At 71.7% G+C, this 18,744-nt stretch carries 15 protein-coding genes; 5 read left to right on the plus strand and 10 right to left on the minus strand.

All coding sequences use genetic code 11. The annotated features are described in order from the left end of the window. Nucleotides 1-71: 71 nt before the first annotated feature. Nucleotides 72-2,201: an alpha-galactosidase gene (locus tag G3I71_RS01190; protein ID WP_164311951.1), complete on the minus strand. Its 2,130-nt coding sequence runs from the start codon at nucleotides 2,199-2,201 to the stop codon at nucleotides 72-74. Nucleotides 2,202-2,378: 177 nt separating this feature from the next. On the opposite strand from G3I71_RS01190, the gene G3I71_RS01195 reads away from it, so the two are divergent. Beyond that, the gene (locus tag G3I71_RS01195) at nucleotides 2,379-3,551 is read left to right on the plus strand and encodes an ROK family transcriptional regulator (protein ID WP_164311952.1); all 1,173 of its coding nucleotides are present in this window, start codon (nucleotides 2,379-2,381) and stop codon (nucleotides 3,549-3,551) included. Between the two features lie 47 nt (nucleotides 3,552-3,598). On the opposite strand, the gene G3I71_RS01200 is transcribed toward G3I71_RS01195, so the two are convergent. From G3I71_RS01200 to G3I71_RS01220, 5 genes are all read right to left on the minus strand, one after another. Further along, a complete protein-coding gene (locus G3I71_RS01200; RefSeq protein WP_164311953.1) occupies nucleotides 3,599-6,598 on the minus strand; it encodes a helix-turn-helix transcriptional regulator in 3,000 nt (999 codons plus the stop codon). Nucleotides 6,599-6,644: 46 nt separating this feature from the next. Then, nucleotides 6,645-6,995 (minus strand): UBP-type zinc finger domain-containing protein, encoded by a 351-nt coding sequence (locus tag G3I71_RS01205; RefSeq protein ID WP_164311954.1) that lies wholly within the window; start codon nucleotides 6,993-6,995, stop codon nucleotides 6,645-6,647. Further along, nucleotides 6,992-8,479: an ATP-binding protein gene (locus tag G3I71_RS01210; RefSeq protein ID WP_164311955.1), complete on the minus strand. Its 1,488-nt coding sequence runs from the start codon at nucleotides 8,477-8,479 to the stop codon at nucleotides 6,992-6,994. The genes G3I71_RS01205 and G3I71_RS01210 overlap by 4 nt, the downstream gene beginning before the upstream one ends. Then, nucleotides 8,476-10,152 (minus strand): FAD-dependent oxidoreductase, encoded by a 1,677-nt coding sequence (locus G3I71_RS01215; RefSeq protein ID WP_164311956.1) that lies wholly within the window; start codon nucleotides 10,150-10,152, stop codon nucleotides 8,476-8,478. The genes G3I71_RS01210 and G3I71_RS01215 overlap by 4 nt, the downstream gene beginning before the upstream one ends. Before the next feature lie 113 nt (nucleotides 10,153-10,265). Continuing rightward, the gene (locus G3I71_RS01220; protein WP_164311957.1) at nucleotides 10,266-10,619 is read right to left on the minus strand and encodes a VOC family protein; all 354 of its coding nucleotides are present in this window, start codon (nucleotides 10,617-10,619) and stop codon (nucleotides 10,266-10,268) included. Nucleotides 10,620-10,678: 59 nt separating this feature from the next. Between G3I71_RS01220 and G3I71_RS01225 the strand changes: the two genes are divergently transcribed. Further along, nucleotides 10,679-11,551 carry a universal stress protein gene (locus G3I71_RS01225; protein WP_164311958.1) on the plus strand — a complete coding sequence of 291 codons (873 nt, stop codon included), beginning with the start codon at nucleotides 10,679-10,681 and terminating at the stop codon, nucleotides 11,549-11,551. 1 nt (nucleotide 11,552) lies between these two features. On the opposite strand, the gene G3I71_RS01230 is transcribed toward G3I71_RS01225, so the two are convergent. The 3 genes from G3I71_RS01230 to G3I71_RS01240 form a co-directional block, all read right to left on the minus strand. Further along, nucleotides 11,553-12,812, minus strand: coding sequence for a DUF4032 domain-containing protein (locus tag G3I71_RS01230; protein ID WP_164311959.1), 1,260 nt, complete (start codon nucleotides 12,810-12,812; stop codon nucleotides 11,553-11,555). 54 nt (nucleotides 12,813-12,866) lie between these two features. Further along, nucleotides 12,867-13,607, minus strand: a complete 741-nt coding sequence (locus tag G3I71_RS01235; RefSeq protein ID WP_164311960.1) for an MBL fold metallo-hydrolase — start codon at nucleotides 13,605-13,607, stop codon at nucleotides 12,867-12,869. A gap of 90 nt (nucleotides 13,608-13,697) precedes the next feature. Further along, nucleotides 13,698-14,324, minus strand: coding sequence for an alpha-ketoglutarate-dependent dioxygenase AlkB (locus G3I71_RS01240; protein WP_164311961.1), 627 nt, complete (start codon nucleotides 14,322-14,324; stop codon nucleotides 13,698-13,700). A 126-nt stretch (nucleotides 14,325-14,450) separates the two neighbouring features. Here G3I71_RS01240 and G3I71_RS01245 point away from each other — a divergent pair, with 126 nt between their 5' ends. Further along, a complete protein-coding gene (locus tag G3I71_RS01245) occupies nucleotides 14,451-15,092 on the plus strand; it encodes a TetR/AcrR family transcriptional regulator (protein ID WP_164311962.1) in 642 nt (213 codons plus the stop codon). A 17-nt stretch (nucleotides 15,093-15,109) separates the two neighbouring features. After that, entirely contained in the window at nucleotides 15,110-16,783 is a 1,674-nt protein-coding gene (locus G3I71_RS01250) for an FAD-binding dehydrogenase (protein WP_164311963.1), read from the plus strand. Here G3I71_RS01250 and G3I71_RS01255 read toward each other — a convergent pair. Beyond that, nucleotides 16,780-17,151, minus strand: coding sequence for a DUF488 family protein (locus G3I71_RS01255; RefSeq protein ID WP_164311964.1), 372 nt, complete (start codon nucleotides 17,149-17,151; stop codon nucleotides 16,780-16,782). The genes G3I71_RS01250 and G3I71_RS01255 overlap by 4 nt on opposite strands. A 167-nt stretch (nucleotides 17,152-17,318) precedes the next feature. Between G3I71_RS01255 and G3I71_RS01260 the strand changes: the two genes are divergently transcribed. Beyond that, a complete protein-coding gene (locus G3I71_RS01260) occupies nucleotides 17,319-18,743 on the plus strand; it encodes a M1 family metallopeptidase (RefSeq protein ID WP_164311965.1) in 1,425 nt (474 codons plus the stop codon). Nucleotide 18,744 lies beyond the last annotated feature (1 nt).

The raw sequence follows: 18,744 nt of genomic DNA on the forward strand, positions 1-18,744 counted from the left end.
GTTGCCCCTGTAACGCCCGGCCAGTGCGCCGCAGTTCCCCGGACGGCGGTGGCCGACCGGGGTACAGGCCGCTACGCCTCCTGTACGCGCACCAGGTGCACAGCCGTGCTGGACCAGTCGCCGGGCGCGAGATCGAGCCGCATCCCGTACTCGCCGAGCACGTTCGCGTGGTGGACGGCACCCGTGCGCGCGTCCCGGTACCGGGCGCCGGGCGTCAGGCCCCGCAGCCGCACCGGAATCCGCGGGAGACCGTGCCGAGGGCCGTACCGGAAGCCCAGCACCAGGGCCTCGGCCGCGTCCTCGCCGACGTACTGGACCACCGCCGGCTCCTCGCCGAGCGGCCCCGACAGCCGGTACAGCTCACCGTGCTGCACCAGATGCCGCACCTTCTTGTACTCGGCGACCAGCGCCGCGCCCTCCGCGAGCTCCTCCTCGGACCAGCGCGTCAGGTCACCGCCGATACCGAGCAGCCCGCACATCGCCGCGTGGAATCGGAACCGCAGCGGCACCGAACGCGCCGTGAGCTGATTGGGCACGTCGGTCACCCACGCGGACATGGCGCGCGCCGGATACACCTGCCCGAAGCCGTGCTGGATCACCAGCCGGTCCACGGCGTCCGTGTTGTCGGACGTCCACGCCTGGTCCGTACGGGAGAGGATGCCGAGGTCGACCCGGCCGCCGCCGCCACTGCACGTCTCCACCCGCAGCCCGGGATGGTCGGCGCGCAGCCGGTCGATGACGCCGTACAGATTCGCCACGTACCGCGTCCACAGCCGGTCGTTGCCGTCCCGCTGCCCCGGCCAGCCCGACTCGCCGAAGGCGCGGTTCATGTCCCACTTGAGGAAGTCGACCCCGTGGTCCCCGACCAGCCGGGTCAGCCAGCCGTACGCCCAGTCCGCCACCTCGTCCCGCGCGAAGTTCAGGACGAGCTGGTTGCGCATCTCGGTACGGGCCCGGCCGGGGACGTGCAGCACCCAGTCGGGGTGCTCGCGGTACAGCGCGCTGTCCGGATTGACCATCTCCGGCTCGACCCAGATCCCGAACCGCATCCCGAGCCGGTGCACGGAGTCCGCCAACGGACCCAGCCCCTCGGGAAAGCGCTCCGGAGTCGGCGTCCAGTCGCCCAGCCCCGCCCGGTCGCTGCGCCGCGCCCCGAACCAGCCGTCGTCGACCACATACAGCTCCACGCCGAGCAGGGCGGCCCGCTCGGCCAGTGCCTTCTGGCTCGCCTCGTCGACGTCGAACCCGGTGGCCTCCCACGAGTTGTAGAGGACCGGTGCCAACTCCCGGGCCCGGGGCAGTACATGGGCCGTCGTGTACGTGTGCCAGGCGCGGCTTGCCGCCCCGAACCCGCCGTCCGTGCACAGCCCGGCGAACACCGGTGTGGTGAACTCCTCGCCCGGCGCGAGCGGAACGCTCGTACCCTCGTGACCGACGCCCCCGGTGAATCCGGCCAGCCCGTCGGGGGTGCGCTGCGCGGTGATGCGCCAACTCCCGCTCCAGGCAAGGGCCGCACTCCACACCCGGCCGTGCTCCTCCGTCGCCTCGCCCGCGTCGAGCATCACCCACGGGTTGGCGTGATGGCTGGTGATACCGCGCCGGCTGGTCAGCACCGTCTCGCCGAACGGCAGCGTGTCGCGCCGCAGTTGACTCTCGGCCGACCACTGGCCGGTGACATGGCTGAGCCGGTAGTCGCGCAGCGGAGGCAGCGTCCAGGCGGCGGAGTCGGTGCGCAGCAGGTCGACGTGCTCGGCGCCGGCGTTGCGCACCACGGTCCGGCGTTCGATGACGTCGGTGTCGGCGCGGACCGTGTAGTGCAGCGCGACGTCGAGGGGGTAGAGGCGGTCGCGGAACTCCAGCACCAACTCGCTCATCCCGGGAGCCGGTTCGAGGACGCGATGGCCGGTCGGTACCCATTCGAAGCCGCGGGAGGAGTCCGCGTACCGCACCTGGAGGGAGGGCGGGCCGTAGCGGGTGCCGCCGTCGACGGGGAGTTCCTCGCCCACCGGAGGCCGGCCCTCGAAGCTGCTCGCCATGTCCTGCGCGGAGGCGCCGAGCGCGCCCGCCTCCGCCAGGGTCAGCCGCGGCCCCCACGCGAGATGACACGGCGCGCCGGTCTCGTCGATCCGCAGCGCGTACGACGTGCGCGGTGTGGTCAGCAGCCAGACCCCGGTGTCCGGGGAGTGGGAGATCAGCGGCATGGTGCCTCACGTTCGTGGAACTGGCGTTGCCCGGCGAAGCGAGCGAGACCATGGATCATGTGTCAACGGGATGCCTGTGTCGGCGTTTCGCAAGTCTAGATGCCTGTGCGGAGATGGTTCGTCTCATCGAGGCTTCTTTCATTGACAGGGGAAAATAAGCGATCTAGGTTCCGGGCCATGCCCTCGACCCTCCGTGCCGAGGTGTTCCCGGCCCGCACGCCGGCCGCCTCGCAGATCTTCACCACGGTCCTGTCCCACGGCCCCCTCGCCCGCGCCGACGCGGCCCGGCGCACGGGGCTGTCCGCCGCAGCCGTCACGAAGGCGGTCCGTCCGCTGATCGACGCCGGCTACCTGGTCGAGGACGCGGACGTCGAGACCCACCCCGGGCTGGGGCGCCCCGCGAACCTCGTACGCGTCGAGGGCGGCCGGGCGATGTTCATCGGCATCAAGATCACCGGCGGCGAGATCTTCGGTGTGCTCACCGACCTGTGCTGCCGCGTCCGGGTCGCCCGGGACATACCGCTGACCGCCCGTGCCCCCAAGGCGGTGCTGGCCTCCGTCGCCGAGCTGGTACGGGAGCTGCTCACCGAGGCGGACGGCTTCGGGGTTCCGGTACTCGGCTGCGGCATCGCGGTCGCCGGAGAGGTCGACCGCACCGAGGGCGCTGTGAGCTACTCGCCGTTCCTGGGGTGGCGTGATGTGCCGCTCGCCGAACTCGCCGCCATGACCACGGGACTGCCCGTCACGGTCGACAACGACGTGCGTGCGCTCACCGTCGCCGAGCAGTGGTTCGGCGCCGGGGTGGGGCTGTCCGACTTCGCCGTGGTGACCGTCGGCGCCGGCATCGGCTGCGGGCTGGTGGTCCATGGGCGTGTGGTCGCGGGGGTGCACGGGGTGGCCGGTGAGATCGGGCACGTCGTCGTCGACCCGGCGGGCCCGCCCTGCCACTGCGGTCGGCGCGGCTGCCTTCAGGCGTTCGCGGGGGACGCGGAGATCGTCGCCCGGGTCCGGGAGGTCACGGGCACCGGGATCACCGACAGCGCCGGGGCCGTCGCCCTGGCCCACGCGGGCCATCCCGGAGCGCGGGAGGTATACGCGCGGGCCGGTGAGGCGATCGGGCGGGGCATCGCCACCGTGGCCAACCTGCTCGGCCCCGAGCGAGTGATCATCTCTGGCGAGGGACTGGCCGCGTACGACCTGTTCGCCGAGCAGATCCGCGACGCGTTCACCGCCACCGCCTTCGGCTCCGCCGCCCGCTGCGACCTGGTGACCCGGCCGCTGCCCTTCGAGGAGTGGGCGCGCGGGGCGGCGGCGACGGCGATCCGGTCCTTCATCAGGGCGGATCAGTAGTCGGCAGGGCAGGGCAGGCCAGGCCAGAGCAGGGCAGGGGTGCGAGGTCAGTGTGGGTCCGGCGTCGGCTCCGCCGTGGTCGCCGCCTTCGGGGTTGCCGGGATCAACCCCTCGCGGTAGGCGACCGCCACCGCCTCGCCCCGGCTCGCTGCGCCCAGCTTGGCCAGGATGTTGGAGACGTGGACGCTGGCCGTCTTGCCGCTGATGAACAGTTCCTCGCCGATCTGACGGTTGCTGCGGCCGAGGGCGAGCAGCCGCAGGACGTCCTCCTCACGGGCGGTGAGGGGCGTGGAGGTGGTCCCGGGATCATCGGCGGGGGAGGGTTCCGTGAGATGGCCGCGGCGGATCAGGGCGTCCACCTCCTTGAGCAGGGGCGTGGCGCCCAGACGTACCGCCGTCTCGCGGGCCGCGCGGGCCTGGCCGGTCGCCTCCTCACGGCGGCCGTCGGCCAGCAGGGCCTCGGCGAACCGCCTTCTGCAGCGCGCCTGTTCGTAGACCTCGCCGAAGCCGAACGCCGTGACCGCCCGCTCCCAGGCCTCGGTCTCGGGACCGCCCGTCGCCCGTGCCCACTCGGCCTCGGCACGGGCCAGCCAGGCCAGACCCTCCGGGCCCTGCGGGGCGCCGTCGCGGCCGATCGTCGCCCGGGACCGGGCCAGCTCCAGCAGCTCGGTCGCCGTGTCCGTCCAGCGCGCTGTCCCCGCCTCGTCGCCGGACCGGCGCAGTCGGACGGCGGTGTCGGCGACGGCGGCCAGGGCGAGCGCGGCGAGCCGGACCGCGGCCTCCGGGAGCGACCCGGCGTCGTCGGTGAGCGCCTTCACCGTGCCGTGTACGCGCTCCACGGCCGCCTCTGGGTCTCCCGCCAGGGCGGCGGCGTCCGTGAGGACGATGCCCGCGACCAGCGTGGCCATCCAGTCGAACGGGCCGTCGAGGAGAGCCCGGGCGCGGTCGGCGGCGCCCAGGTCACCGCGTGCCAGTGCTACGTACAGCGAAGGCCCCGCCACGAAACCGGCAGCCGCGGGAAGCACCTCGGAGTCGGCCGCCGCCGCGCGGGCGCACTCGTCCCAACGGCCGAGCGTGTACAGCGCCACGGACTGCAGATAGCGCATTTCCAGGGGGTAGGGCGAGGAGAGGAGACCGGCACGGCGGGCCCGGTCCAGGCCCTCGGAGAGCCACGGCAGGCTCTCCTCCAGCAGACCGGACTCGAAGCAGCCGATCGCGAGATTGAACAGCGCCCGCATCTCCACCGGCGAACAGCCCGCCCGCCGGGCCAGTTCACGGGCCTCGCGGAGCTTCTCGCGGCCCTCGGGCGTGCGACGGCCCCCTGCTTCGAGAGCGGCCACGGAGATCATGAGGTCGGCCTGCGCGTCGGTGGCCTGCAGTTCCTCGGCGACGGAGAGGGCCTGCCGGGCGACCCGCAGCGCGGTGTCCTTGTCGCCCATCTGCCGTGCGGCCATGACATGGGTGGCCGCCGCCCACACCCAGGTCCGCGACGGAGGCTCGGCCGGGATCAGGGCGAGCGCCTCGCTGCTGTACGCGAACGCCGCCGCGAGGTGGTCGACGTTCATGAGGTTGTCGGCGAGCGTGTAGCGGACGCGTGCCGCGAGTTCGGCGTCCGTGTCCTGGCCGACTCCGGCGAGCGCCGCCCGGGTGAGCGACACCGCGCGATGCGAGTCACCGGCGTGCGCCGCAGCGGCGGACGCCCGCAGCATCAGCGTCACCGTGTCCAGGCCCTCGCCCGTGGGCAGGGCGCCCGCCTCCACCGCCGGCCAGATGTCGAGGGCGGCCTCCAGATGCCGTAGCTCCTCCGCGGGCGCTCCGACGCGGTGGGCGTGGTCGGCGGCCTCCAGCGACGCTGTCAGCGCCTCGGCCAGATCGTGGCTCTCCCGGTAGTGGTAAGCGCGCTCAGCCGCGCTCTCGGCGGGACGGCCCCGTCCCGCCAGCAGCCGAGCGAACGCCCCGTGCAGCCGAGACCGCTCGCCCGGCAGCAGATCTGCGTACACAGCCTCACGGGCGAGCGCGTGCCGGAAGGAGTACGTGTCGCCCTCACCGGGGACGAGGAGCTGCCGTCCGACCGCCTCCCGCAGCGCCGACTCCAGCTCGTCCTGAGGCAGTCGCACGGCGTCGCTCAGCAGCTCGTGCTCGACGCGCCGCCCGGCGACCGCGGCCGTACGCACCACCTGCTGGGCCGTGTCGGACAGTTGCTCGAAGCGGATGAGGAGGACGTCGGCGAGCCCGCTGGGTACGCCGCCCGACTCCGCGTCGGTGGCCGCGAGCAGCTCCTCCGCGTAGAACGCGTTGCCCTCGGCACGCTCGACGATCCGCCGCACGGTCGTGTCGGGCAGCGGCCCCTCGCCCAGGGCGCGCACCAGCCGGGCCACCTCGGCGTCGGCCATCGGCCGCAGCTCCAGCCGCTCCACGGCGGGCAGCCGCACCAGCTCCGCGAGGAGCGGGCGCAGCGGATGGCGGCGATGGAGATCGTCCGCGCGGTACGACGCGAACACCGCGAGCCGGTGGCCGGGCGCGCCGCCCGTGGGCCCCTGGAGCACACCCCGGCTGAGCAGGAACCGCAGCAGATCCCGGGAGGACTGGTCGGCCCAGTGCAGGTCCTCCAGGACGAGCAGCAGCGGAGCGGCCTCGGTGACGGCGGCCAGCAGCCCGGCCATCCCCTCGAACAGCCGCAGCCGCCCGCCGGCGTCCTGCTCCCCGTCCTCCGCGCCGCCACCGAGCAGCCGCCCGACCACGGGATGTGCGGCGAACGCCTCGGCGAACCGTTCGTCGGACGCCAGCACCCCCAGGATCTCGGTGAACGGCAGATAGGGCAGACCGACGTCACCAAGATCGACACAGTGCCCCGTGAGCACGGTCATCCCGCTGGCGGAGGCCCGCACGGCGGCCTCCGCCAGCACCCGCGTCTTGCCCACCCCGGCGTCACCGGCGATGAGCACGGCACGGGCCTCACGGAGACGGGCGCGATCCAGCACACCGGCGAGACGGGTCAGCTCGTCGTCCCGGCCGATGAGTGGAGTGTTGTACAGGTTCTGCGGCACAGATGAATCCTGACACGCGCCACTGACAGCCCTGGCAGGCCAGGGGTCAGCGCAACGTCTCCGCCCAGTTCGCCGGGACGCGTCCCGCCGGTCCCGGGGTGGGCTGGTCGGCCGGATGGGCGGCCGGGGGAGCGAGGGGCGGGCCGTCCTCGAACAGTTCGGACGTCTCGAAGTTCCAGAGCCAGGCCTCGCCCGGCTCGTAGCTGCGGATCACCGGATGACCGGTGTCCCGGAAGTGGGCGGTGGCGTGCTTCGAGGGCGAGTCGTCGCAGCAGCCGATATGACCGCACTGGGCGCAGCGCCGCAGATGGAACCACCAGCCGCCGGCGGCGTCGCACTCGACGCATCCGGCACCGCTGGGCGGGACGCTGGGGTCGATTCCGGTGTCCTTGGTCATGACGGCTCCTGAGCCGGGTCGAAGGCCCCGGCTGTGTCGGTATCGGGGTCGGGGTCGGCGGCGGTGAGGGGGAGCAGCACCTGGAAGCGGGTGTCGCCGGGCACCGACTCGACCTTCAGGTCGCCGTGGTGCTTGTTGACGACGATCCGCCAGGAGATGTCGAGCCCCAGCCCCGTGCCCTCGCCCACCGGCTTGGTGGTGAAGAACGGGTCGAAGATCCGGCCCTTGATCTCGGCCGGCACCCCCGGGCCCGTGTCGCGGAACTCCACCAGCAGCCGGTCGTGCACCGCTGCCGTCCGCACGGTCAACGTCCCTTCCCCGCCCGCGCTGTTGATGGCGGAGACCGCGTTGTCGATCAGGTTGGTCCATACCTGGTTCAGTTCGGCGGGGTAGGCCGGGATCCTCGGCAGTGAACGGTCGTAGTCCTTCACGACCTTGACGCGCGAACCCATCTTCCCCGAGAGCATCAGCAGCGTGCTGTCGAGGAGTTCGTGCACGTCGGCGACCTGGTAGGGAGCCCGGTCCAGCTGCGAGTACTGCCTGGCGGCGTCGACGAGGTGCGAGATACGCGCGGTCGAGTCCTCGATCTCGGACATCAACAGCTCGGTCTCGACCGTGTAGTTGAGCCATCCGATGGCAGCCTGGAGGATCTCCTCGTCGACGGCCGCCGCGACCTGCTCCAGCCAGTCGACGTCGAGGCCGCCCTGGACGAAGGTCGGCGCGATCTGCCAGCCGCCCTGGATACCGTGGTCGTCGAGCCAGTCGGCGACCTCGTCCTCCCGGTCGGACGCCTCCAGCGGGCTCAGCGCGTGCGCCTTGGCGACCCGCTCGGCCGTCCGCTCCTGGATGGCGACCAGCGACTTCAGGGCATCGCGGTGGTAGGGGCCCGAGGCGATGATCCCGAGCTTCTGCCGCATATGGGCCACCCGGTCGCGCAACGACGACGTGGCCCGCACGGCCGCCGCGGCCGGGTTGTTGAGCTCATGGGTCAGCCCGGCGGACAACGAGCCCAGCGCCAGCAGCCGTTCACGCTGCCCGATGGCCCGCTGCGTGGTCTGCGAACCGAAGAACAGCCCCTCCAGGAGATGGACAGCCATCGGGAACCACTCCTGCATGACGGCCGCGAACATATCGCTGGGCAGTACGAAGAACCGCGTCGGCTCGGTGACCCGCATCGAGCTCTTGTACTTCTGCGGCGTCCCCTCTTTGAGATACGCCTGCATCGCTCCCGTGTACACCCCGGGCTGGGACGTGCGGTTCACCTCGACGTCGTCGCCGCCGACCCGGCGCGACATGACGAGTGTGCCCTCGATCATCACGTAGAAGCAGGTGGCCGGGTCACCCTCGGCGAACACCGGCCCCGGGTCGAACAGTTCGACACGACCCTCGCTGCACAGCCTGCCGAGCTGCGCGGCGGTCAGCTTCTCGAACAGGAACAGCGCCCCGATCTCCGCGGGGCTGCACGGCATCAGTCGGCCGCTCACGACTGCTCCAGATACCGGTGTACGAGCATCACGGCCATGGCTCCCTCTCCGACGGCGGACGCGACCCGCTTGGCGGACTCCGCGCGCGCGTCCCCGGCGACGAACACGCCGGGGATGTTGGTCTCCAGGTGGTACGGCGGCCGGTCCAGCTCCCAGTCCGCCGGTGGCCGCCCGTCGGCGGTCAGATCGGGCCCGGCGAGAATGAACCCGCGCTCGTCCCGCAGCACCGTTCCGTCCAGCCAGTCGGTCAGCGGGGCCGCGCCGATGAACACGAACAGCCACTGCGCGTCGACCAGTTCGGTCTGCCCGCTCGCCGTGTCGCGCAGTGTCAGCTGTTCCAGGTGGTCTTGGCCGTGCGCGGACTCGACGACCGTGCCGGCCCGCACCGAGATGTTCGGCGACTCGGCGATCTGCTGGATCAGGTAGTGCGACATCGACGCGGTGAGGTCCGCCCCGCGCACCAGCAGCGTGACCGACTTGGCGCCCCTGGACAGGTACATCGCCGCCTGCCCGGCCGAGTTGGCCCCGCCGACGATGTACACGTCGTGGCCCTGGCAGGCGGCGGCCTCGGTCAGCGCCGACCCGTAGAACACCCCGCACCCCGACAGATCGACGGCCCCCGGCGCCTCCAGCTGCCGGTACGACACCCCGGTCGCCAGGATCACACTGTGCGCGGCGATCGCCGACCCGTCCGAGAACCGCACGAGCCGAGCCGAGCCGCTCACCTCCAGACCGGTGACCTCGCGCGCGGAGAGGATCTCTGCGCCGAACTTCGTGGCCTGGCGCCGTGCCCGCTCGGTGAGCTGGGCGCCGGACACCCCGTCCGGGAAGCCCAGGTAGTTCTCGATCCGCGAACTCTGCCCGGCCTGCCCGCCGGTCGCAGACCGCTCCACCAGCACGGTCCGCAACCCCTCCGAGGCCCCGTACACGGCGGCGCCCAGCCCGGCCGGCCCGCCGCCGATGACGACGAGGTCGTAGAAGTCGGCCGTGGGCGTCGTCGCCAGCCCCACCCGTGCGGCCAGCTCCGGCACTTCCGGCTCGACGAGCGCCGTACCGTCCGCTGTGATCACGACCGGCAGCCGCTGCCCGTCCTGCCCGCAGGCCGCGAGCAGCCGCTGCCCCTCGGGTTCCTCGGTGGAGTACCAGCGGTACGGCACCTGGTTGCGGGCCAGGAACTCCCGTACGTCCGACGAGCGGGCCGACCACCGGTGACCGACCACCTTGGTGCTCGGCACCGGCCGGAAGTCACTGCACCGCCACGCCTCCAGGAGATCGTCGAGCACCGGGTAGAGCTTCTCCTCCGGCGGATCCCAGGGCTTGAGGAGATAGTGGTCGAGGTCGACGACGTTGATCGCGTCGATCGCCGCGTTGGTGTCCGCGTACGCGGTCAGCAGTACGCGCCGCGCGCCCGGATAGACGTCCAGGGCCTGTTCGAGGAACTCGATGCCGTTCATCTGCGGCATCCGGTAGTCGGCCAGGATCACCGCCACCAGATCACCGCGCAGCTTCAGCTCCCGCAGCGCGTCCAGCGCGGACTCGCCGGACTCCGCACGCACGATGCGGTACGACTCGCCGTACCGCCGCCGCAGGTCACGGGCGACGGCCCGGGACACCCCTGGGTCGTCGTCCACGGTCATGATGACGGTCCGCGCTGCGTCCGCGGCCTGTGCCATGCGTCTCCCACCCCGAGCGGTCGGAATCACCGGGCGGCGTCAGCCCGGTGCCGCGCCGCCTTCGCCCCATCGTATGTTCGATCGCCGTGCTTCGCTCCGGTCTGCTCTGCCGCTCAGCCCTGCCGTGCGCCGAGCACGCAGAACTCGTTGCCCTCAGGGTCCAGAAGCGTGGTCCAGGGCTGTTCGCCCTGGCCGATGTCCGCGTGGCGCGCGCCGAGGGCCAGCAGACGGCCGACCTCGGCCTGCTGGTCGTCGGGCCGGAAGTCGAGGTGCAGCCGGTTCTTGACGGACTTCGCCTCCGGGACCCGTACGAAGAGCAGCCCGGGCAGCTGGTCCGGCGTCGGCCGGATCTCGTACTCCTCGGAGGAGTCGTCGACGACCGCCCAGCCGAGCGCCTCGGCCCACCAGCTCCCCAGCGCGGCCGGGTCCGCCGCGTCCACGATCACCTGTTCCCACTGCAAGGTCATGGGCACAGGTTAGTGAAGACTGGGCCCGGTAAGCATGATCACGACACGGAGGGAACCGTATGACACGCCCGATCACAGCAGGGGTCGACGGAACGCCAGAAAGTCATGCCGCACTCGCCTGGGCGGCCCGGGAGGCCGTACGACGCGACCTCGCGCTGCGGGTGGTGCACGCCTGGGAGATGGTGCCGGACCAGGCGTTCGGGGCCGGGACCCGGGAGACCCACGACCAGTGGGTGCGGGAGGGCGCGGACGAGGCCGCGCGGAGCGTCGCCGAACGCCATCCGGAGCTGGACCTGACCGTCGACGTGGTCGAGGGCAGCGCGGCGGACTCGCTGGCCGAGGCCGCGGCGCAGGCCGAGATGCTGGTGCTCGGCTCCCGCGGGCACGGGGCCGTCGTCGGGTTCCTGCTCGGCTCGGTCGGGCAGCACGTGATCGCCGAGTCCACGCGGCCTGTCGTCCTCGTCCGCGCGGAGGACCGCCCCGCCGACGAGGCCGCCGGGCGTGAGGTCGTCGTGGGGCAGCAGGGGGACCCGGAGGAGAGCGCGCCTGCCCTGCGGTTCGCGTTCGAGGCCGCGGCGGCTCGTGGCGCGGCCGTACGCGCCGTGCGTGCGTGGAGCCTGCCGCCGGTGTTCGCGTACAGCCCGGGCTCGCTGAAGCTCCTCGACGAGGCCGGGGGCATGGAGCCGTACGAGAAGAACGCGCTCGCCGCCGCGCTGGAACCGTGGCGAGAGCGCTTCCCCGAGGTGCCGGTCACCCAGCACGTGGAGATGGGCAGCGCGGGGGAGGTGCTGCTGTCGGTGGCCTCGCGGGCGCAGCTCCTGGTCGTCGGGCGGCGCGCCCGCCGCTCGGCCGTGGGCGCGCGGATCGGCTCGGTCGCCCACGGCGTACTGCACCACGCGCACTGCCCGGTGGCCGTCGTCCCGCACGAGTGACTCAGACGGGCGGCGGCGCCGGTGTCTCCTCGTCCGTCGGCAGGGGCAGCGCCTGGCGGGCCTTGGGCAGGATGTTGACGATGTAGTCCTTGACCGCCGTGTCCAGGCCGATGTCGTGCTGAGCCCGCTCGGAGAGGAACCAGCGGTGTTCCAGGAGCTGGTGATAGATCTCGGCGGGGTCCACGTTCCCGCGCAGCTCGCGCGGCACCTCCCGCACGGTCGGCCGGAACACCTCGCGCACCCAGCGGTGGGCGAGCACCTCCGGGCTGGCGCCGAGGGGGTCGCCCGGCTCGTAGTCGTCCTGGGTGGCCATCCAGCTCTCCAGGTCGCCCAGGAGCCGCCGAGCCTGGTTCTCCTCGGTGTCGAGCCCGGTCAGCCGCAGCAGCTGCCGCTGGTGGTGGCCGGCGTCGACGACCTTCGGTACGAAGGTCACCGTGTCGCCGTTCGAGGAGTGCTCGATCTGCATCTCGGCCACGTCGAAACCGAGCTCGTTGAGGCGCCGGATGCGGCGCTCGATGAAGTGGTACTTGCCCGCCGGGTAGACGGAGGTGCGGGTCAGCTCCTGCCACAGCCGCTGGTAGCGGGCGCAGATCTCCATGCCGAACTCGATCGGGTCCACGGAGGGGTGCAGCGCCCCGGACGCCTCCAGGTCCAGCAGCTCACCGCTGATGTTCACGCGGGCGAGGTCGAGGTCGTACTCGCGCTGTCCGTTGCTGAGCTGCGGGTGCAGATCGCCCGTCTCGGCGTCGACCAGGTACGCGGCGTACGCGCCCGCGTCCCGTCGGAAGAGGGTGTTGGACAGGGAGCAGTCGCCCCAGGCGAACCCGGCGAGGTGGAGGCGGACCAGCAGGACGGCCAGCGCGTCCATCAGACGGTGCATGGTGGCCGGGCGCATCGTCGTCTCGAACATCGACCGGTACGGCATGGAGCCGCCGAGGTGCCGGGTGATCAGTACCGGCTCCAGGGCGCCGCCCCCGTCGGTGGCTCGCCCGGTGACCACGGCCAGGGGGTCGACGGCCGGGATGCCGAGCCGGTCCAGGTCCCGCAGCAGCTCGTACTCGCGCAGGGCGGGGCGTTCCGCCAGCTCCTTCACGGCGATCACCTCGTCGCCGGCGCGTGCGTAGCGCACGACGTGCCGGGAGATGCCGCGCGGCAGCGGAACGAGGTAGCGGTCGGGCCACTCCTCCAGGGGGAGGTGCCACGGCAGTTCGAGCAGGAGTGCGGGGTGCTCGGGATTGGTGGCGCTGATCTGCAATGCCATGGCTCGACCGTTCTCGTTTTGCTGGTGATCGTCACCTCACTGTAGAGCGCCGCCTCACAGGGCCCGCTCCCGCGCCTGCTGGGCCGCCTCCCGCACGCTGCCGTGATGCACGGGCCCGTGGCCGGGCAGCAGGACATCGGCCGCGAGCTTCTCCAGCAGGTCCAGCGAGGCCACCGCACGATCACGCTCGCGGTGGAACATGTCGGGCAGCAGCTGCGGGCCCTTGAGTCGGGCGGTCGGATGCCCGCTGACCAGGGCGTCGCCGGAGATGACGACCCCGGCGTCCGGGAGGTGGAAGGCGCAGTGCCCGTCCGTGTGCCCGGGGGTGTGCACGGGCACGGGCCCGCCCGGCAGATCGAGCACCTCGGGGAACGGCTGCGGCTCGGCGACCGGCACCTGCGCGGTGCCGCCGGAGCGGATCGCGTGCACGGCCCAGGGGAGCACGCCGGGCCGCCAGCCGTTCCTGAGTACCTCCCCGACGCTGATCTGGTGCAGGAAGTCCCGGCGTGCGTGCGGCACTTCGGCCTCGTGCGTCAGCACCGGCGTGCCGTACGTGGAGCGCAGGTACTCGGCCGAGCCGATGTGGTCGTTGTGGGCATGCGTGACGAGTATGGCCGCGACCGCTTCCGGCGAACTGCCCACCTGCGCGAGCGAGTCGAGGACCAGTTGCCGGTCGCCGGGGTATCCGGTGTCGATCAGGGTGGCTGCGTCCCCCTCGGTGAGGATCACCCAGTTGGTGTTGCTTCCGTGTACGAGGTAAATGCCATCGGCGACTCGCTGGACGTCTGCCCGCATGATCTTCCCGTTCTGCAGTTCGCTGCCGGATGACGCACAGCAAATCAGACGGCGCCTCAGTGGATCACGACGGGGCGCGCACCCGGTGTCTCACTGCACCCCGCGCGGCCGGAACTGGACGCTGATCCGCGGACCGGCGGCCCGCGCGCTCTTGGGTACGGCGTGCTCCCAGGTGCGCTGGCAGGAGCCGCCCATCACGATCAGGTCCCCGTGGCCCAGTTGACGCCGCACGGTCTGGCCGCCACGCACCGGTCGCAGCAGCAGGTCGCGCGGTGCGCCCACGGAGAGAATCGCGACCATGGTGTCCTCGCGCGCACCACGCCCGATCCGGTCCCCGTGCCAGGCGACGCTGTCCCGCCCGTCGCGGTAGTGGCAGAGCCCGGCCGTGGTGAACGGCTCGCCGAGCTCGGCGGCGTAGTGGGCGCCGAGCGCGTCCCGCGCGCGGTCCAGGACCGGGTGCGGAAGTGTGTCCGCCGCGCCGTAGAAGGCCAGCAGCCGGGGTACGTCCACGACCTGGTCGTACATCTTCCGGCGCTCGGCCCGCCACGGGACCTCGGCCGCCAGGTGTTCGAACAGGGCGTCCGCTCCGTGGAGCCAGCCGGGGAGTTCGTCGATCCAGGCGCCGTGACCCAGCGGCGTGCGGCGGGTTCCGGCCAGTGCGCCGAGCCGGACTTCGTCGGTCTGGTCGAAGAGAGAGCCTTGTAGATGCACGGCCATGGCATCAGCGTACTCCGTTATTCGAATGCATGTTCCTATTTGTGGAGTGGTGCAATCTTGCCTCCTCGAATCCTTTGGATACATCGATGTATCGGATACATTCCTGTATCGAACGGAGGGCCGGACATGGCGGTCGAAGGAACGACGGGGCGGGTGACCAAGCGGCGGGTGCGGACGCGGGCCAATCTGCTGGAGGCCGCGTTCTCGGTGTTCGCCGCGAAAGGGTTCGGGCGGGTCTCGATCGAGGAGGTCTGCGAGGCCGCCGGCTACAGCAGAGGCGCCTTCTACTCGAACTTCGACAGCCTGGACGAGCTGTTCTTCGCCCTCTACGGAGAGCGTGCGGGTCTGATCGCCGACCAGGTCGCGGGCGCGCTCGCCCTGGACGGCCCGGATCTCGACGTACCCGCGGCTGTCGACCGGGTCACCGAGGTCCTGCTGCTCGACCTGGACTGGCTGCTGGTCAAGACGGACTTCCTGGTCCACGCGGCCCGGGACCCCGCAGTCGCCCAGACCCTCCTGGAACACCGTGAGCGGCTGCGGCGGGCCGTCGCGGACCGGCTCGCCCGGGCCACCGGACACACCGAACTGCCCGCCGTACTGGGCGACGCCGAGGGCGCAGCCCACGCGGTGATCGCCGCGTACGACGGGGTCACGACCCAACTGCTGCTCGACAAGGACGTCGAGCACGCGCGCGCGTGGCTCAAGCAGCTGCTCACCGCACTGCTCACCCACGGCAGCGACAACCCGGCCGCGCGCAGCGGCGGATGAGAAAGGGAACGGTCGCCATGGATGCGGACGTCATCGTCGTCGGAGCCGGCCTCGCCGGACTGGTCGCGGCACACGAGCTGACCAGCAAGGGCCGGCGGGTCGCGCTCGTCGACCAGGAGAACGCCGCCAACCTCGGCGGGCAGGCCTTCTGGTCGTTCGGCGGGCTGTTCCTCGTCGACTCCCCGGAGCAGCGGCGCGTCGGCATCAAGGACTCCTTCGACCTCGCCTGGAGCGACTGGCAGGGCAGCGCCGGGTTCGACCGCGTCGACGACGAGGACTCCTGGGCGGTGAAATGGGCGCGCGCCTACGTCGAGTTCGCCGCGGGGGAGAAGCGGTCGTGGCTGGCCGGTCACGGCATCTCCTTCCTGCCGACGGTCGGCTGGGCGGAACGCGGCGACCTGCGCGCCCACGGGCACGGCAACTCCGTACCCCGATTCCACGTCTCCTGGGGCACCGGCACCGGAGTCGTCGAGCCCTTCGTGCTCAGCGCCAAGGAGGCGTCCCGCGCCGGACTGCTGACCTTCTACCACCGGCACCAGGTCGACGAACTCGTCGTCACGGAGGGCGCCGTGCGCGGTGTACGCGGCACGGTCCTCGCCGAGGACACCTCGCCGCGCGGGGTGGCGTCCAACCGGGACCGGATCGGCGACTTCGAACTCACCGCCCAGGCCGTGATCGTCACCACCGGCGGTATCGGCGCCAACCACGACATCGTGCGCCAGTACTGGCCCGAGCGGCTCGGCACGGCGCCGGCCGACATGGTCACCGGTGTTCCCGCCTACGTCGACGGGCGGATGCTCGACATCAGCGCCCGGGCCGGTGTCCGGCTGGTCAACCGGGACCGTATGTGGCACTACACCGAGGGCATCCAGAACTGGAACCCGATCTGGCCCGGCCACGGCATCCGTATCCTGCCCGGCCCGTCCTCCATGTGGTTCGACGCGCTCGGCCGCCGCCTCCCCGAGCCCTGCCTGCCCGGGTACGACACCCTCGGCACCCTCAAGTACCTGCGCACCACCGAGGACATCGCCGAGCACGACCACTCCTGGTTCATCCTCACCCAGCGGATCATCGAGAAGGAGTTCGCGCTGTCGGGCTCCGAGCAGAACCCCGACATCACCGCCAAGAACCGCAAGGCGTTCCTCAAGGAGCGCATCCTCGGCAAGGGCGCCCCCGGCCCGGTGGCCGACTTCGTGAAGCACGGCGCGGACTTCGTGGTCGCCGACAACCTCGGTCAACTCATCGGGAAGATGAACGAGTTGACCGACAAGCCGCTCCTCGACGTGGACCAGGTGCGCCGCCAGATCGAGGCCCGCGACCTCCAGATCGCCAACCCGTACAGCAAGGACGCGCAGATCCAGGGCATCCGCAACTCCCGCCGCTACATCGGTGACCGGCTCGGCCGCACCGCCTCCCCGCACCGCATCCTCGACCCCGAGGCCGGCCCGCTCATCGGCGTCAAGCTCCACACCCTCACCCGCAAGACCCTCGGCGGCATCCAGACGGACCTCGACTCGCGCGCGCTGGGCGCGACGGGCGAGCCCGTCGAGGGGCTGTACGCGGCCGGTGAGGTCGCCGGCTTCGGCGGCGGCGGCGTACACGGCTACAACGCCCTGGAAGGCACCTTCCTCGGCGGCTGCCTCTTCTCGGGCCGCGCGGCAGGACGGGCGGCGGCGCGGGCGACCGCCTAGGGTTGTCCGCCGGACACCAGCAGTTCGGCCAGCACTGAGGCATGGCTCAGTGCAGGGGTCCTGGCGGCGGTGACAAGCGTCGCCGGGCCCTTGGAGACCAGCTCACGCAGCGCGTGCAGGGCTTCGGCCGCCTCGGGCGCGGCCAGCTCCGCCTCGTACCGGCGCCGGAACTCCTCGTAGGCGTCGGCCGCGTCCTCCTGGGAGTGGTACCAGCGTCGCAGCTCGGTCGACGGGGTCAGTGCCTTCGGCCACTCGTGGACCTGCGCCACGTCCTTGGACAGGCCGCGCGGCCAGAGCCGGTCGACCAGGACACGTACACCGTCGTCCGGCTCGGGAGGTTCGTGGACACGACGGACGCGGACGGTCACGGGGGCCTCCGGCGAGGTGGGGTGCGGGTGCGGGTGCGGTGACCGAAAGAATGATGTGTTCGCCCGCCGGGGCTCGCAACTTGACCGGAAGGAGGAAGAATTCGTGCGGTGGCGCCTTTAGGGTGAAAACCCTGAAGATGATCACACCCAATGTCGTAGGAGTTCGCGTGAGACCCCCCAGGAAGTACGCAGGCACACGCACCGCGGTCCTCCGTCGTGACGCCGTCGTCGCGACCGTACCCGTCGCCCTCGCGGCCCTGCTGGCCGCCGCCGCACCCGCGAGCGCCGCGACGACAGGCACCTCCGGTGTCGGAGACCCGTACTTCCCGCTGTCCGGAAACGGTGGCTACCACGTCGCCCACTACGACCTGAACCTCCGCTACGACCCCGTGAGCCGCCGCCTCGACGGCAAGGCCGTACTCACCGTCCGCGCCACCCAGAAGCTGACCCGCTTCAACCTCGACCTCAGCGGCCTGAAGGTCACCGCCCTCACCGTCGACCGCGTGAAGGCGGGTTTCCGGCGCTCCGGGCAGGAACTGATCGTCAGCCCGCGCCACGCCCTGAACAAGGACCGGACGTTCCAGGTCGCCGTCACCTACAGCGGTGTCCCCAAGGCGGTCACGGACCCGGACGGCTCGAAGGACGGCTGGATCGCCACCGACGACGGCGTGTTCGTCGCCGGTGAGCCGCAGGGCTCCATGAGCTGGTTCCCCGGCAACAACCACCCCAAGGACAAGGCCTCGTACGACTTCACGATCACCGTCCCCCAGGGGCGCACCGCGGTCGCCAACGGCGTCCTCCTGAGCCAGAGGACCGCGGGCGGCAGGTCCACCTTCCGCTGGCGCCAGTCCGAGCCGATGGCCGCCTACCTGGCCACGGCCACGGTCGGGAGGTTCAAGGTCGAGCAGTACACCACCCGCGGCGGCATCAAGGTCTACAACGCCGTCGATCCGCGCGAGGCCTCCGCCGCGGCGCCCGTGCTGAAGAAGCTGCCGTCCGTCCTGGACTGGGAGGCCAAGCTCTTCGGCCCCTACCCGTACAAGGCCGCCGGAGCCATCGTCGACCGCGCCCCGCAGGTCGGCTTCGCGCTGGAGACGCAGACCCGTCCCGTGTACGACCAGGCACCCGACCTGAGCACCCTGGTCCACGAGAGCGCCCACCAGTGGTTCGGCGACTCCGTCGCCCTGACCACCTGGAAGGACATCTGGCTCAACGAGGGCTTCGCGACCTACACGGAGTGGCTGTACGCGGAACAGCACGGCGGCCCGAGCGCCCAGAAGACCTTCGACGACCTGTACGCCACGGCCGCGAACGACGAGCTGTGGTCGTTCCCGCCCGCAGACCCGGGCAGCGGCGCGAACATCTTCGGCAGGCCCGTCTACGACCGTGGCGCCATGGCCCTGCACAAGCTCCGCAAGGCGGTCGGTGACCCCGCCTTCTTCAAGATCCTGCGCACCTGGGCCACCGACCACCGGGGCGGGCACGGTACGACCGCACAGTTCACCGCCCTCGCCGAGCGCGTCTCCGGCAAGGATCTGGACCAGCTGTTCCTGACCTGGATCGGCACCAAGGGCAAGCCCTCCGCTCCGTAGA

It is taken from the genome of Streptomyces sp. SID12501 (assembly GCF_010550245.1).
Taxonomy (GTDB): Bacteria; Actinomycetota; Actinomycetes; order Streptomycetales; family Streptomycetaceae; genus Streptomyces.

Coding starts and splice junctions, on each gene's coding strand:
- G3I71_RS01205 (WP_164311954.1), bottom strand. CDS start 6,995: ATGACCAAGGACACCGGAATCGACCCCAGCGTCCCGCCCAGCGGTGCC.
- G3I71_RS01195 (WP_164311952.1), top strand. CDS start 2,379: ATGCCCTCGACCCTCCGTGCCGAGGTGTTCCCGGCCCGCACGCCGGCC.
- G3I71_RS01220 (WP_164311957.1), bottom strand. CDS start 10,619: ATGACCTTGCAGTGGGAACAGGTGATCGTGGACGCGGCGGACCCGGCC.
- G3I71_RS01215 (WP_164311956.1), bottom strand. CDS start 10,152: ATGGCACAGGCCGCGGACGCAGCGCGGACCGTCATCATGACCGTGGAC.
- G3I71_RS01245 (WP_164311962.1), top strand. CDS start 14,451: ATGGCGGTCGAAGGAACGACGGGGCGGGTGACCAAGCGGCGGGTGCGG.
- G3I71_RS01240 (WP_164311961.1), bottom strand. CDS start 14,324: ATGGCCGTGCATCTACAAGGCTCTCTCTTCGACCAGACCGACGAAGTC.
- G3I71_RS01230 (WP_164311959.1), bottom strand. CDS start 12,812: ATGGCATTGCAGATCAGCGCCACCAATCCCGAGCACCCCGCACTCCTG.
- G3I71_RS01225 (WP_164311958.1), top strand. CDS start 10,679: ATGACACGCCCGATCACAGCAGGGGTCGACGGAACGCCAGAAAGTCAT.
- G3I71_RS01250 (WP_164311963.1), top strand. CDS start 15,110: ATGGATGCGGACGTCATCGTCGTCGGAGCCGGCCTCGCCGGACTGGTC.
- G3I71_RS01235 (WP_164311960.1), bottom strand. CDS start 13,607: ATGCGGGCAGACGTCCAGCGAGTCGCCGATGGCATTTACCTCGTACAC.
- G3I71_RS01190 (WP_164311951.1), bottom strand. CDS start 2,201: ATGCCGCTGATCTCCCACTCCCCGGACACCGGGGTCTGGCTGCTGACC.